The 13,093-nt window shown below is 66.6% G+C and carries 14 protein-coding genes; 9 read left to right on the forward strand and 5 right to left on the reverse strand.

Annotation, left to right across the window (positions count from 1 at the left end; genetic code table 11):
- Positions 1-56: 56 nt before the first annotated feature.
- The gene (ompR, locus tag NMQ16_RS13355) at positions 57-785 is read right to left on the reverse strand and encodes a two-component system response regulator OmpR (RefSeq protein WP_257081259.1); all 729 of its coding nucleotides are present in this window, start codon (positions 783-785) and stop codon (positions 57-59) included.
- 181 nt (positions 786-966) lie between these two features.
- Between ompR and NMQ16_RS13360 the strand changes: the two genes are divergently transcribed.
- Genes NMQ16_RS13360 through NMQ16_RS13370 form a run of 3 tightly spaced genes read left to right on the forward strand, consistent with a single transcriptional unit; the run spans position 967 to position 2,562 of the window.
- The gene (locus tag NMQ16_RS13360) at positions 967-1,296 is read left to right on the forward strand and encodes a hypothetical protein (RefSeq protein ID WP_257081260.1); all 330 of its coding nucleotides are present in this window, start codon (positions 967-969) and stop codon (positions 1,294-1,296) included.
- A gap of 22 nt (positions 1,297-1,318) precedes the next feature.
- On the forward strand, positions 1,319-1,657 hold the full coding sequence (locus NMQ16_RS13365; protein WP_257081261.1) for a hypothetical protein: 339 nt from the start codon (positions 1,319-1,321) through the stop codon (positions 1,655-1,657).
- A gap of 32 nt (positions 1,658-1,689) precedes the next feature.
- On the forward strand, positions 1,690-2,562 hold the full coding sequence (locus NMQ16_RS13370) for a DUF1501 domain-containing protein (protein ID WP_257081262.1): 873 nt from the start codon (positions 1,690-1,692) through the stop codon (positions 2,560-2,562).
- Between the two features lie 45 nt (positions 2,563-2,607).
- Here the strand turns inward: NMQ16_RS13370 and NMQ16_RS13375 are convergent, their stop codons facing one another.
- Positions 2,608-4,182, reverse strand: a complete 1,575-nt coding sequence (locus NMQ16_RS13375; protein ID WP_257081263.1) for a tetratricopeptide repeat protein — start codon at positions 4,180-4,182, stop codon at positions 2,608-2,610.
- Between the two features lie 108 nt (positions 4,183-4,290).
- Here NMQ16_RS13375 and tsaB point away from each other — a divergent pair, with 108 nt between their 5' ends.
- From tsaB to NMQ16_RS13390, 3 genes are read left to right on the forward strand one after another with little or no spacing between them, the layout of a single operon-like run.
- Entirely contained in the window at positions 4,291-5,016 is a 726-nt protein-coding gene (gene tsaB, locus NMQ16_RS13380; RefSeq protein ID WP_257081264.1) for a tRNA (adenosine(37)-N6)-threonylcarbamoyltransferase complex dimerization subunit type 1 TsaB, read from the forward strand.
- 59 nt (positions 5,017-5,075) lie between these two features.
- Positions 5,076-5,540, forward strand: a complete 465-nt coding sequence (gene rimI / locus NMQ16_RS13385) for a ribosomal protein S18-alanine N-acetyltransferase (RefSeq protein WP_257081265.1) — start codon at positions 5,076-5,078, stop codon at positions 5,538-5,540.
- A 14-nt stretch (positions 5,541-5,554) separates the two neighbouring features.
- A complete protein-coding gene (locus tag NMQ16_RS13390) occupies positions 5,555-6,325 on the forward strand; it encodes a uracil-DNA glycosylase family protein (protein WP_373566789.1) in 771 nt (256 codons plus the stop codon).
- A gap of 34 nt (positions 6,326-6,359) precedes the next feature.
- On the opposite strand, the gene lplT is transcribed toward NMQ16_RS13390, so the two are convergent.
- Positions 6,360-7,625: a lysophospholipid transporter LplT gene (gene lplT, locus NMQ16_RS13395; protein WP_257081267.1), complete on the reverse strand. Its 1,266-nt coding sequence runs from the start codon at positions 7,623-7,625 to the stop codon at positions 6,360-6,362.
- A gap of 246 nt (positions 7,626-7,871) precedes the next feature.
- On the opposite strand from lplT, the gene NMQ16_RS13400 reads away from it, so the two are divergent.
- The 3 genes from NMQ16_RS13400 (at position 7,872) to radA (ending at position 11,426) form a co-directional block, all read left to right on the forward strand.
- On the forward strand, positions 7,872-8,777 hold the full coding sequence (locus tag NMQ16_RS13400; RefSeq protein ID WP_257081269.1) for a LysR family transcriptional regulator: 906 nt from the start codon (positions 7,872-7,874) through the stop codon (positions 8,775-8,777).
- A 102-nt stretch (positions 8,778-8,879) separates the two neighbouring features.
- Positions 8,880-10,058 carry an alanine racemase gene (gene alr / locus NMQ16_RS13405; RefSeq protein ID WP_257081270.1) on the forward strand — a complete coding sequence of 393 codons (1,179 nt, stop codon included), beginning with the start codon at positions 8,880-8,882 and terminating at the stop codon, positions 10,056-10,058.
- A 6-nt stretch (positions 10,059-10,064) separates the two neighbouring features.
- Positions 10,065-11,426, forward strand: a complete 1,362-nt coding sequence (gene radA / locus NMQ16_RS13410; RefSeq protein WP_257081271.1) for a DNA repair protein RadA — start codon at positions 10,065-10,067, stop codon at positions 11,424-11,426.
- Between the two features lie 84 nt (positions 11,427-11,510).
- On the opposite strand, the gene NMQ16_RS13415 is transcribed toward radA, so the two are convergent.
- Both NMQ16_RS13415 and NMQ16_RS13420 read right to left on the reverse strand, forming a co-directional pair.
- A complete protein-coding gene (locus tag NMQ16_RS13415; protein ID WP_257081272.1) occupies positions 11,511-12,350 on the reverse strand; it encodes a cupin domain-containing protein in 840 nt (279 codons plus the stop codon).
- On the reverse strand, positions 12,347-13,030 hold the full coding sequence (locus tag NMQ16_RS13420; RefSeq protein ID WP_257081273.1) for a sigma-70 family RNA polymerase sigma factor: 684 nt from the start codon (positions 13,028-13,030) through the stop codon (positions 12,347-12,349). The genes NMQ16_RS13415 and NMQ16_RS13420 overlap by 4 nt, the downstream gene beginning before the upstream one ends.
- Positions 13,031-13,093: the final 63 nt, after the last annotated feature.

Raw genomic sequence — 13,093 nt, forward strand, 5'->3', positions numbered from 1 at the left:
GGTGAAGCGCCGGCGCGCAGCCGGTCGAAGTGTGACCGGCCGCCGCAGGGGCGTGATCAGGCATGCCGTGTGCCGTCAGGTACGAATACATAGCCGAAGCCCCACACCGTCTGCAGGTAGCGCGGCTTGGCGGGGTCGTCTTCGACCAGCTTGCGCAGGCGCGACATCTGCACGTCGATCGAACGATCGAAGGCATCGTATTCGCGGCCGCGCGCCAGTTCCATCAGCTTGTCGCGCGACAGCGGCACGCGCGGCGATTCGAGCAGCACCTTGAGCAGTGAAAATTCGCCGGTGGTGAGCACCTGCTCCTGCTCGTCGCGGGTCAGCGTACGTGCGGCGAGATTGACCTCGACCTGGCCGAAATGCACCACGCGTTCGTCGAGCGCCGGCGCGCCAGGGGGCGGTTTCGGTGCCTGACGGCGCAGCACGGCGTTGATGCGGGCGACCAGCTCGCGCGGATTGAAGGGCTTGGGCAGATAGTCGTCGGCGCCCATTTCGAGACCGACGATGCGGTCGACCTCGTCGCCCTTGGCGGTCAGCATGACCACCGGAATCGTGTTGTCCTGCGCACGCAGCCGGCGGCAGATGGCGAGTCCGTCTTCACCGGGCAGCATCAGGTCGAGCACCATGAGGTCGTACAGTTCGCGCGCCAGGGCACGGTCCATCTGCGCGCTGTCGGCCACGGCCTTGACCGCGAACCCCTGTTCTCCGAGGTAGCGCTCGAGCAGGGCGCGCAGGCGGGCGTCGTCATCGACGATCAGGATCTTGCGTTTTTTTTCTTCCATTGCGCGATGCTACCCGAGCGGGTCTGCAGTATTCAATCTGCCGGTGAGCGCATGTAAGCGGCACCGCCGGCGTTAACGTGCGCTTACAAACCGTGGCGGTCTGCTCACATCCGGCTAACAGCGGGTGTTCAGGCTTCGACCATCAACCAGTCAAGGCGGGAAACGCCACAGGGAGGCAGTGATGAAAGGGTTCGGAATGATGGTTGGGGTGTGTATCTGCAGCGCATCGTTTGCCGCGTCGGCAGCCAATGCGGTGTTACCCATGGTGCAGGCGGACAGTGCGGCGAAAGTCGAAGCGCAGACACCGTTTGATTCAATTCCGGCCCGGCCGTCGGATACCCTGAAGCGTGATGGGGCAGGTGCTGCATCGCCGGACGTGGCGCAGGGCAAGGATCAGGCGGCACATCTGGCGCGGCAGTATGCACTTCACCGCGCCAGTCTCTACCTCTACAATCCGGGGCGCATCGGGCCGATGGCGCGAGCGTCCGGCGGTGCCGCAGTTGAACAGTAGCGACGGCAAGGAGCGAACACGAATGATGGGTGCAGACCTGACCAGCGTACGACGGCGACGCGCCGTGCTGTGCTCCTGTATGGGCGCGGCGGTCATCGTTTCGACGACAGTCGAGGCCGCGGGCGGCGACCCGGTCGGTCGACGCGATTTCGTCGGCGGCCAGTACATGGAACGCATCATGCCCGCCAGCGGCGAGTTGCCGCCGATGCGCCGCTTCGATTCCGAAGATCCGACGGCGGCACGCCGTGCCAACTACGGTGACCAGCGCGGCCCCGGGCTGACGCCTGAGGAGCGCCGTCAGCTGCGGCGCGACATCCGCGACGCATCGCGCGAGCTCTACCGCGACACGCCGGATCGTTAGTCACCCACACCCGCAGGCCTGCCCGACAATCCATGGACAGACGCCATTTCCTGCAGTGCGTCGCGGCAGCGCCGCTGGCAGGGGGGCGCATCGGGGCTGCCGAAGCGGCCCCGCCCGGCCGACTTCTGATCATCATCGATCTGGTCGGCGGCAACGATGGTCTCAATACCGTCATCCCTCTTTCCGATCCACACTACACCGCACTCAGGCCGACCATCGCCATCGACCGGCAGAGCGGGCTGCCGCTCGATGACCGCAACGCGCTGCATCCGGCGCTGCGGCCGCTGATGCCGATGTGGTCAGCCGGCGAACTGGCGATCCTGCATGGCGTGGGCAGCACCGACGCCAGCCTGTCGCACCATCGCGCGTCCGAACTCATGCAGGCTGCCTTGCCTGGCTTTCCGTCGGCAGATTCCATTGAAACTTTTCAGCTGTTTTCATCCGCCTCGTCCTCACTTGCGCAGGCGCTTGAACAGATCGCGTCCGGCGCGCCGCTGCATTCGCTGCACCTTGCACTGGACGGTTTCGATACGCATGAACGCCAGCCCGAGGTGCATGCGCGCCTGCTGGCGCGACTTGCCGCCACGATGACGGCGTTGCGCGCGTCGTTGCAGGCGTCGGGCCGCTGGCCTGACACGCTGCTGATGACGCGCTCGGAATTCGGGCGTCGCGCGGCGGAGAACCTCAGCGCCGGAACCGATCACGGCAGCGCCGGCGTGCACTTCATCGCAGGCGGGCGGCTGACCGGCGGCGTGTTCGGCGCACAGCCTGATCTCGATCGGCTCGACCACCGCGGCAGCCCGACGCCGCAGGTCGACATCGGTGCGCTGAATCGTGGAGTGGGTGCATGGTGGTCGGGCGCGCATGCTCGCTTCATCCCCGACGCGGCACCTGTGTCTGCATGAGCGCGCGAACCGCCCCGCGGCCTCGATCGACCGGGGCGTTGCAGCTCACTCCGGATTGCTGACCCGCGCCGTCGGCTTGTGCCGGTCGAAGCCGTGTTTCTGCGCCACCCTGTTGTAATGGATGTGCGCATCGATGACGCTGCGCTCGCGCGGTGCCAGCGTGAAGGCGTCGATCAGGATGTTGCGCGCGTCCGTCGCGAGCGTGTCGTCCCAGGTCACATCCAGCCGCTTGATCAGCGTGCCCAGACGCGTCAGTTCGGCTTCGATGTGTTCGAGGTCGGGGCCTTGGGCGAGCTCGGCTTCGAGCTGTGCCGCCGCGGCCCTGGCACGATCGCGCGCCGACTGTGACTGGCGCTTCAGCCGGTTCGGCAGTACACCGGGCGCATCGGGCAATGTGCTGATCAGCTGTTCGGCGGCGTCCTGGCGGTCGTTCTGCAGACAGGCTTCGGCCAGTTCCGTCGTGGTCAGCGTGTCCGGCGTGCGCAGTTGTTCGTGGGTCTTGAGCGCCTGGTCGATCGCACGACGCGCGCCTTCTTCGTCGCCATTGCGACTCAGACGGCGTGCCTCGATGACGTCGGACAGCACGGCCGCGCGTTCGCTGTCGCCCAGCATGGTGCGCATTTCCTTCATGCGCTGGTTGATTTCGGCATCCGCATCGTCAAGCCCGACCAGGCTCTTGATCAGCGTCAGGTGGTCTTCGGTACAGCTCAGCGATGTGCCTTCGGTGCGCTCGACAACGCGTCGCATGACGGCTGCGGCCTGTCCGACGTCGCCCAGTTCCAGACAGATTTCGCCCAGGTTGCGCAGTCGCCGAAGGTTGTCCGGCGCGATCGAATCGGCACGTTCGTAATAGGTACGCGCCTCATCCAGTTCGCCATTGCGTTCGTGCAGTTCGCCGAGAAAATCATAGACACCCATGAAATCCGGGAACTCCTCGCTGATCTGCGCCGCCAGTTCGGCGGCCTCGCGTGCCTCGCCGCGCTCGCGCAGCACCATCGCGTAGCCGATGCGTGCCCAGGGCACCGAATTGCGAGCGATGATGGCTTCGTAGATTTCGCTGGCTTCATCCAGTCGGCCGAGCGCGATCAGCGCCTCGGCGCGGATGCGCAGCGCGTCCAGTGCATAGCGTGGCGCACGTTCTACCACGCGGTCGCATTCGAGGATCACGCCCGGCAGATTGCGCTGGGCCATTTCCACGAAGACCGCCTTCAGTGCGAGCTTCTTTTCGACGGCCCTCTCCAGCCGTTCGGCCAGCTGACCGGAGGTGAAGGGCTTGAGCAGGTAATCGTCCGGGGCAAACTCGGCTGCCGACACGACGCGCGCGCGCAGGCGCTCGCCGGTGACGATGATGAACACCGATGACAGTGGCAGGATGTTGTTCAGCCGGAGCTCTTCAAGGGTGCGCAGGCCGTCGTGCTTCTCGCCGAAGTTGTGGTCGCACAGCACGACGTCCGGCGTCGTCGCGGCGCACTGGCGCAGCAGGTCGCCGGCCGTGCCGGCCATGGCGACGTGCTTGACGCCGGCCTGCGACAGCTGGGTGCGCAGCCACGTACGGACGACCTGATTCGCGTCGGCGATGACGACGCGCATCTTGTCCAGTGCTTCGGTCGGCAGAAACATGACGAAAAGCCCCTTTCGGGGTTAACGATAACGCCGCAATGAACGGCTCGGAAAGCGCTTTTCTTGAAGCAGTCGGGCGGTCCGGACGCGCCGGAACACCCTACAATCATGCGCTTCGACATCGAATTGCCGTTCGGAATGAAGCTGCTTGCGATTGAAACATCGTCCGAAACCGCCTCGGTCGCCCTGTTGCTTGACGACGCGGTGCATGTACGCGAAGGCGGTACCCCCGGTACGCACGCGCGCTTCGTGTTGCCATGGGTGACCGAACTGCTGGGCGAAAGCGGCCTGTCGCTGCCACAGCTCGACGGCATCGCCTTCAGTGCCGGCCCGGGCAGTTTCACCGGCTTGCGGCTGGCCGTGTCGGTGGCCCAGGGTTTGTCGGTCGGCAGCGGCGTCAGGCTGGTGGCCGTTCCGACACTCGAGGCATTGGCGCTGTCGGCAGGTGACGGATTCAAGTATGTCTGTGTCGACGCACGCATGAGCGAGGTCTACAGCGCGTGTTACGAAGTGCGCGGCGATGGCGTGACAGCGGTGTCGAACGTACGGGTGAGCCCGCCGGCCGGCCTGTGCAGACCGGAAGGCGAGCTGGCGTCATGGCAGGGCTGCGGCAGCGGATTTGCGCTTGCCGGGGTTGCCGGACTGCCATGGGTCGCCGATCTGGGGTCGATCGATACCGGGCTGACCGCGCATGCGCGGCAGATCGGCCGTCTGGGCTGCCGCCGTCTGGCGGCCGGCGAAGGCATCGACGCCGCGCTGGCGTCGCCGATATATGTTCGCGACAAGGTGGCGCAGACGACCGCCGAACGTCTGGCAGCCGGCGGTCGCGCCTGATGGAAATGTCTTTCGCATCCGTACAGCCCGCCGATCGGGCCCAGCGCACTTTCGCGCCGATGCGTGAAAGTGATCTGGACGAGGTTGCCCGACTGGAAAGCACGCTGTACGACTTTCCGTGGACGCGGGTGAACTTCGCCGATTCGCTGATCGCCGGCTACTGCTGCCGCGTGCTTTTTCAGGATGGCGTGCTGGTGGCCTATGCGGTGATGATGTGCGTGCTCGACGAAGCGCATCTGCTCAACCTGAGTGTCGCGGGCACCATGCAGCGGCGTGGCCTGGGCCGCCTGATGCTCGACCATCTGGCGCGCGAGGCGGCGCTGTATGGGGCCGAACGCATGTTCCTCGAAGTCCGTCCGTCCAATGTGGCGGCGCGCGCCATGTACGACGCTGCCGCCTTTCAGCCGATCGGCCGTCGCCCGCGCTATTACCCTGCGCTCGACGGGCGCGAGGACGCCATCGTGATGAGTGCCGAACTGGGCGAGGGCTGGCGAGCGGGATCGAATGAGGCGTGGCGTCGATGAAGCGGCGTGCGTCCATGCTGAGGGAGATGGGTCTGGCGCCTGTCTGGCGACTGCGCGATGCGCCGGGTGCGACCGAGGACAGTCCGCCGGCGGAAGCGCCCGCATCTGTCGCGGTCGCAGCCGGCGTGGCGCCCGTGGTGGCCGCGCCCGCGCCGGCAGTCCTGCCCGCCCGGACCGCCGTGTTGCCGACCGCCTCGCCGCTCGTGGCGCCTGCGTGCGTGGTAACCGAGGGCATGGACTGGGATGCACTGGAAGCCGCCATTGGCGCCTGCCGCGCCTGCCCGCTGCATGAGCGCCGCACGATGGCGGTGCCGGGCGTCGGCGACCGCGCAGCCGACTGGCTGTTCGTCGGCGAGGGGCCGGGCGCCGAAGAGGACCTGCGTGGCGAGCCCTTCGTAGGTCAGGCCGGCAAGCTGCTCGATGCGATGCTCGCCGCCATCGGTCTGGCGCGCGGGAGAAATGCGTACATCGCGAATGCGGTGAAATGCCGCCCACCGGGCAACCGCACACCGGAAGCGGCCGAAATAGCCGCCTGCCAGCCCTATCTCGAACGGCAGATCGCGCTGATCCAGCCACGCATCATCGTGGCGCTGGGCCGGCCGGCCGCGCAGACCCTGCTTGGAGGCGAAGTGAAGATCAACGCGGCGCGCGGACGCTTGTTCGACCGCGCTGGCATTCCGGTGGTCGTCACCTATCACCCGGCCTACCTGCTGCGCAGTCCGCAGGACAAGGCCAAGGCATGGGAAGACCTCTGTTTCGCGCGGGCCGCGCTGGCGTCGCGCTGAGCCTTCGGACCGAAAAGTGGGGGCAGGGCGACGGTCAGTGGCTGAAGCCGTCGTCGAGCAGCGAAACGTCGTCGCGCTTGCGCTGGTTGGCCTTGTGCCATTTGCCGACCATGAACATGGTGGCGGCGACGAACAGGCCGAACATCACCATCACCACGAACACCGACAGGCCGGCGGCCAGCAGCGCGGCGTACAGCCCGGTCATGATCAGGATGGACAGGTTTTCGTTGAAGTTCTGCACCGCAATCGAGTGACCGGCGCCCATCAGCATGTGGCCCCGGTGCTGCAGCAACGCATTCATCGGCACGACGAAGAAGCCGGCACAGGCGCCGATCAGGATCAGGATGGGCACCGCCACCCACAGCTGCGTGACGAAAATCATCAGCGGCACCAGCAGCCCCATCGCAATGCCCAGCGGAATGACCCGTACCGAGCCGCGCAGCGTGATGCGCCGAGCCGCCATCACCGCACCGATGGCGATGCCCACCGCCACCACGCCCTGCAGTTTCGACGCCTGAGACAGGCCCATCCCGAGTGCGCGGTCAGCCCAGTCGATCACGATGAACTGCAGCGTCGCGCCGGCGCCCCAGAAAAGCGTGGTCACCGCGAGTGAAATCTGCCCCAGCTTGTCCTGCCACAAACCCTTGAAACTGTGGCTGAAATCGGCGATCAACGCGGCCGGGCTGCTGTTCAGCGGCTTCAGCGGCACGCCGGTATCCGGAATGAACAGGTTGAAGATGCCGGCCAGCACGTAGAGCAGGCCGACCAGCATCAGGCTGATTTCAACGGTGGTGTCGAGCCCGGTATCGACGAAGGGCAGATCGATCGCCAGCAGGCGGGCACTCAGCGACGGGTCGATCAGCAGACCGCCCAGCAGCACGCCGACAATGATCGCGCCGACTGTCAGTCCTTCGATCCAGCCGTTGGCGACCACCAGCAGACGGTGCGGCAGATACTCGGTCAGGATGCCGTACTTGGCCGGCGAGTAGGATGCGGCGCCCAGACCAACCACGGCATAGGCGAGCAGTGGATGCACGTGCCAGAACATCAGCGCACAGCCCACCACCTTGATGCCGTTGCTGAAAAGCATCACGCGCCGCTTTGCCATCGAATCGGCGAGCGCACCGACGAAGGCGGCAAGAAGCACGTACGAAATGGTGAAAAACAGCTTGAGGAGCGGGATCTGCCAGTCGGGTGCCAGCGCATCCTTCAGCACGAAGATGGCGACCACAAGCAAGGCATTGTCGGCAAGCGCAGAAAAGAACTGCGCGGCCATGATCATGTAGAAGCCGAGAGGCATCGGGCGTTGTGTGCCGGAACTGCACGCCGGCCCTGCGCGAAAAGTGCGCCTTTATACCACGAAGCCCGCACTGTCCAGATGACGTGACACGGCGCTGCTACACTGCTTTCCACTGATGCAATGCAGCACCCGGGAGGGCTTTATCGACCGCCCTGAAAAGCCGCTTGACCTTACATTTTGGTTGACCTGCAAACGTCAAGTTGGTCTATAACCACGAGGGCGAGCGTCACTTATAAAGAGGGAAAAATGCCTGATAGAAGGCTGGAGGTGTTTCACGCAGCGGCGAGCCAGATGTCCTTTACCCGCGCCGCCGAACTGCTGCAGATGACGCAGCCCGCAGTCACCTTCCAGATCAAGCAGCTTGAGGAACATTTCGGCACCCGACTGTTCGAGCGCGCGCACGGCCGGGTGACGCTGACGCCGGAAGGTCTGAAGGTGAAGGATTACGCCGACCGCATCCTCGACCTGTTCGCGACGCTCGAAAACGAACTGCAGGAAATGGCGAGTGACCTGCGCGGCCATCTGCTGATCGGTGCCACGCCGACGGTGGCCGAGTACCACCTGCCGCCGGTGCTGGCGGAGTTCCGCATCGCGCATCCGAACGTGGTGCCGCGGCTCACCGTCGACAACCCGGGCGTGATCGAGGACATGGTGGATGAGCGTGTGCTCGATATCGGCATCGTCGAGGGTCTCGGCCGCGGCGGCGCACAGGTGATGGTCGAACCGTGCGCCGAAGATGAACTGGTGGTCGTCTGTGCCCCCGATTTCCCGCTGGCCCGACTGGACGCGGTCACGCCGGAGCACCTGCTGCAGCACCCGTGTGCCGGCCGCGATGCGGGCAGCGTCCGTGCCTTGCTCGAGGACTATCTGTCACGCGGCGGCGTCGATCCCGCCAAGCTTCCGCTGGCGTTCGAGCTTGACCGGCTGTCGTCGGTGAAGGGTGTGCTCGAGCGCGGGCTGGCCTACGCCATTCTGTCGCGCGCCGCCATCCGGCACGAAATCAGCCTCGGCCTGCTGGTGGCCGTGCCGTTGCGTCCCCGGTTGGTACGCCACATGGCATTGCTCTACCCGTCGGAGCGCTTCCGCACCTATATGGCCAAGCAGTTCGGCGAGTTTGCGTCGGCGCGTCTGGCGAGGCAGAGCGGACGCTGAGACCCGGCACGGCATCTGTTCGGTACAGTCGAAACGGGTGCCGGCCGGCTCCGGATAGTAGAATTCAAGGCTCAGCGGATTTCCCGCCATCCCTCGCTCTTCATGTCGCGCCCGTCCCACACCGTTCCCTTCCCGCTGTTCCGCCCGATCCATGCGCGCATCGATTTCGATGCCCTGCGTCACAACTATCTGCGCACCCGCGAGCTGGCCGGCGGCGCAAAAATGTGGGCCGTCATCAAGGCCAACGCCTATGGTCACGGCATCACGCGCATTGCGCGCGGGCTGAGCACGCTGGCCGACGGCTTCGCACTGCTCGATCTGGAAGACGCGGTTCGGCTGCGCGAAGCCGGCATCCGGCAACCCATCCTGCTGCTCGAGGGCTTCTTCAGCCCGCATGACCTGCCGGAGATCGCGGCGCGCCGATTGTCGGTCGTGGTGCACACGATGGAACAGCTGGACTGGCTGGAGTCGGTTGCGCTGCCGGCCGATGCCCGCATTCCGCTGTTCCTGAAGGTGAATACCGGCATGAACCGGCTCGGCATCACGCCCGAGCGCACGCTCGCCGCGCTGGATCGGCTGCGCGCCTGGCCGCACGCCGGCTCGATCGGACTGATGACCCACTTCGCCGACGCCGACGGAGAACGCGGCGTCGACGCACAACTGGCACGCTTCGCACCGCTTGTGCGTGGTTTCGACGGACCGGTGTCGCTGGCCAATTCGGCGGCGCTGCTGCGCTTTCCGCAGACGCATGCGACCTGGGTGCGCCCGGGTATCCTGCTTTATGGCGCCAGTCCTGCCACGGCGTATGCCAGCGCAGCGGACATCGGACTCAAGCCGGTGATGCGTTTCGAAGCGCGCGTCATTTCGGTGCAGCACCTGCAGCCGGGCGAGCGCATCGGCTATGGCGGCATCTTTGCCGCCGAGCGCGCGATGCGCATCGGCACGATCGCCTGCGGCTATGCAGACGGTTACCCGCGCCATGCGCCCAGCGGCACGCCGGTGGCGGTGGACGGGGTGCGTTCCCGGCTGGTCGGGCGGGTGTCGATGGACATGATCGCGGTCGACCTGACCGATCTGCCGGCCACCGGGCTGGGCAGCGTGGTCGAACTGTGGGGCGAACACGTGGCGCTGGACGAAGTGGCCGCCGCGGCCGGTACGGTCAATTACGAACTGGTGTGCGCGCTCGCGCTGCGCGTGCCGGCGGTCGAGGTCGGCGTCGCCGACCTGTCCGAAGCCGGAAGCGAGCCCGGCAAGGCACCGCCGCTGTCCGCGGTGCGCTGAGCCGCGATGGCCAAGACAAAGAGCGTCTATTCCTGCACCGAATGCGGCGCCACCAGCCCGAAGTGGGCCGGCCAGTGCCCCGGGTGCTCCGGCTGGAACACCCTGGTCGAAACCGTTGCCGAGCAGGGCACCGGCGCACACCGTTTCGCCTCGCTGGCCGGTACCGCGCAGGTGCAGACGCTGGCCGACATCCGGCCGCGCGACGAACCGCGTCTGGCGACCGGACTGGAAGAATTCGACCGCGTGCTGGGCGGCGGCCTGGTACCCGGTGGCGTGGTGCTGATCGGCGGCGATCCGGGCATCGGCAAGTCGACGCTGCTGCTGCAGGCGCTGGCGCAGCTCGCTTCGCGGGTCAGCACGCTCTACATCACGGGTGAAGAGTCGGGCGAACAGGTGGCGCTGCGCGCGCAACGCCTCGCGCTCGATCCGTCCGGGCTGCAACTGCTGGCTGAAATCAATCTGGAAAAGATCGGCGCCGTACTGAGCGACACCCGGCCGCGCGTCGTGGTGGTCGATTCGATCCAGACCGTCTATTCCGAACAGCTCACTTCGGCGCCGGGCTCGGTGGCGCAGGTGCGCGAGTGCGCGGCACAGCTCACGCGGGCGGCCAAGCAGGCCGGGCACAGCCTGATCCTGGTCGGCCACGTGACCAAGGAAGGCACGCTGGCCGGGCCGCGCGTGCTCGAGCATATCGTCGACACGGTGCTGTATTTCGAAGGTGAAACCAGTTCCAGCTTCCGCCTGATCCGGGCGTTCAAGAACCGGTATGGCGCGGTGAACGAACTGGGTGTGTTCGCCATGACCGAGCGCGGACTGCGCGGCGTGTCCAATCCGTCGGCGATGTTCCTGTCTCATCACGGCCAGCCGGTGTCGGGTTCTTGCGTGATGGTGACGCAGGAAGGTACGCGGCCGCTGCTGGTCGAAATCCAGGCGCTGGTGGACAGCGCACACGGCAATCCGCGCCGTCTCACCGTCGGGCTGGACGCCGCGCGGCTGGCCATGCTGCTGGCGGTGCTGCACCGGCACGCCGGCGTGGTGTGTGCCGATCAGGACGTGTTCGTCAATGCGGTCGGCGGTGTGAAGATCGGCGAGCCGGCGGGCGATCTCGCGGTGCTGCTGGCCATCGTGTCATCGCTGAAGAACCGCCCGCTGCCGCAGAAACTGGTTGCCTTCGGCGAAGTCGGCCTGGCCGGCGAAATCCGCCCGGCGCCGCGCGGACAGGAGCGCCTGCGCGAGGCCGCCAAACTGGGTTTCACGCATGCCCTCATCCCGAAAGCCAACGCGCCGAAGCAGAAGATCGAAGGCCTGACCATCATTCCGGTCGAGCGCATCGAAGAAGCGTTCGCAAAATTGCGCGAACTGGAGTAAGTCACTGCTCGCTCGGTGGCAGCGGCGACCCGCGAAGTTCTGGTGGGAGCGGTCGCTCCCACAGCAAGCTCCCACAGCAAGCTCCTAGCTCGTCCGCAGCGCCTGCGCCACCCTGCCGTGCAGGTAGAACAGCGCGCCGACGTCGCTGCTCAACTCGAAATCGTCGGCGTCCGGGTGTGCATAGTCGTACTCGCCGGCGCGCAGCAGGGCGTCGCCGACAAATCCCTCGCCCTCGATCACCAGGTATTCGCCCTCGGCCGCGGCAAGCGCCTTCGGCACCCGGGCACCGGGTGCGACGCGCAGCAGCATCGATGCTTCGTCCGCTCCGTCGAACAGGCGCTTGGCCTGCACGCCGGGTGACAGGTCCGACCACAGGCCTTCGCCGGCGCGGATCGTGTGCGGCGCGCTGCCGCGGCTGGGCAGCCACGCGGTGACCATGTCGCGGATCACCCGGCCGGTGTGGCCGAGCGACACACCGCGCAGATAGATCAGCGCGCCGCCGGTCGAGCGCACGCGCCCGTGCCGGCTGCCGGCTGGCGCCTCGTGATAGTCGCCGGCGCGGATGTCGAGGTCGTCCATCTGCAGGTCGCCGCGCAGCACCAGACATTGTTCGTGCTCGTGGTGACGATGCATCGGCAGGGCGGCGCCCGGGTCGAATTCGACCAGCACCGAGCGCGTGCTCGCGCCCTCGTTCAACAGCTTGGCGCGTACGCCATCGACCACGCGCGCCCAGCCGTCTTCGCTCGCACGTATCCGGGTGTGGCGCGCCCGGGCCTGCACGCTGTCGCGGGCGCGCGCGAGCAGCCGGCTGCGCAAGGCGTCGCTGCGCGCCGGCTCGAGTGCGACCGGCGTGAGCGCCGCGGCCAGCAGTTGCTGCAGCGTGTCGCCCGTTTCGTCCTCGGGTGGAAGCGGCGGCGTGCTCATGCGTGGGTATCCAGTGCGGCCATGTCCGGCGGAAGTACCTTTCCCAGCGCGGTCAGCGCGCGCCGGATGTGTGATTTGACAGTGCCGAGCGGCAGGGAGGACTGCTCGGCAATCTCTTCGTGCGTCAGTCCGCGGAAAAAGGCGAGTGACAGCAATTGTCGCGGAAGCGCGTCCAGCGACTCCAGCGCGGCGTGCAGCGCGTGCTGCCGTTGCACTGCTTCGAGCAGGTTCTGCGGATCGCCTTCGCAGGCGGCTTCCACGGCCATCAGTGTTTCCGGCTCCGGATGCAGCTCCGCGTCGTCGGTGCGACGCAGCGCGTCGAGTGCCCGGCTGCGCGTCATTGTCATCAGCCACGCCATCGGGTTGCCGCGCGCGGCGTCAAAGCGCAGGGCCTGTCGCCACGCTTGCCAGAACACTTCCTCGGCGACCTCCTCGGCGATCTGCGGGTTGCGCGTGATGCGCAGCGCGAGACCGTATACGCGGCGCACCGCGTGGTCGTACAGCCGGCCGAGTGCCGCTTCGTCGCCGTCGGCCATGCGGCCGATGAGCGCGTACAGCAGCGCCTCGTCGTCAGACGAAGGGCTGGGCGCTGCGGTGTCGGATGACATCGGGTTCATGGGGACGAATGCCGACAGGACGACGATCGGGAATGTCTGCGCAAACGGTGCGCTGCGGCCCATGATCCTTTCCTGATTGCCCTGTTGAACACCTTACGCAGCGCATCGCAATACGGATGCAGCAGC

The sequence above is a fragment of the Methyloversatilis sp. XJ19-49 genome (assembly GCF_024580145.1).
In the GTDB taxonomy this organism is placed as follows: domain Bacteria; phylum Pseudomonadota; class Gammaproteobacteria; order Burkholderiales; family Rhodocyclaceae; genus Methyloversatilis.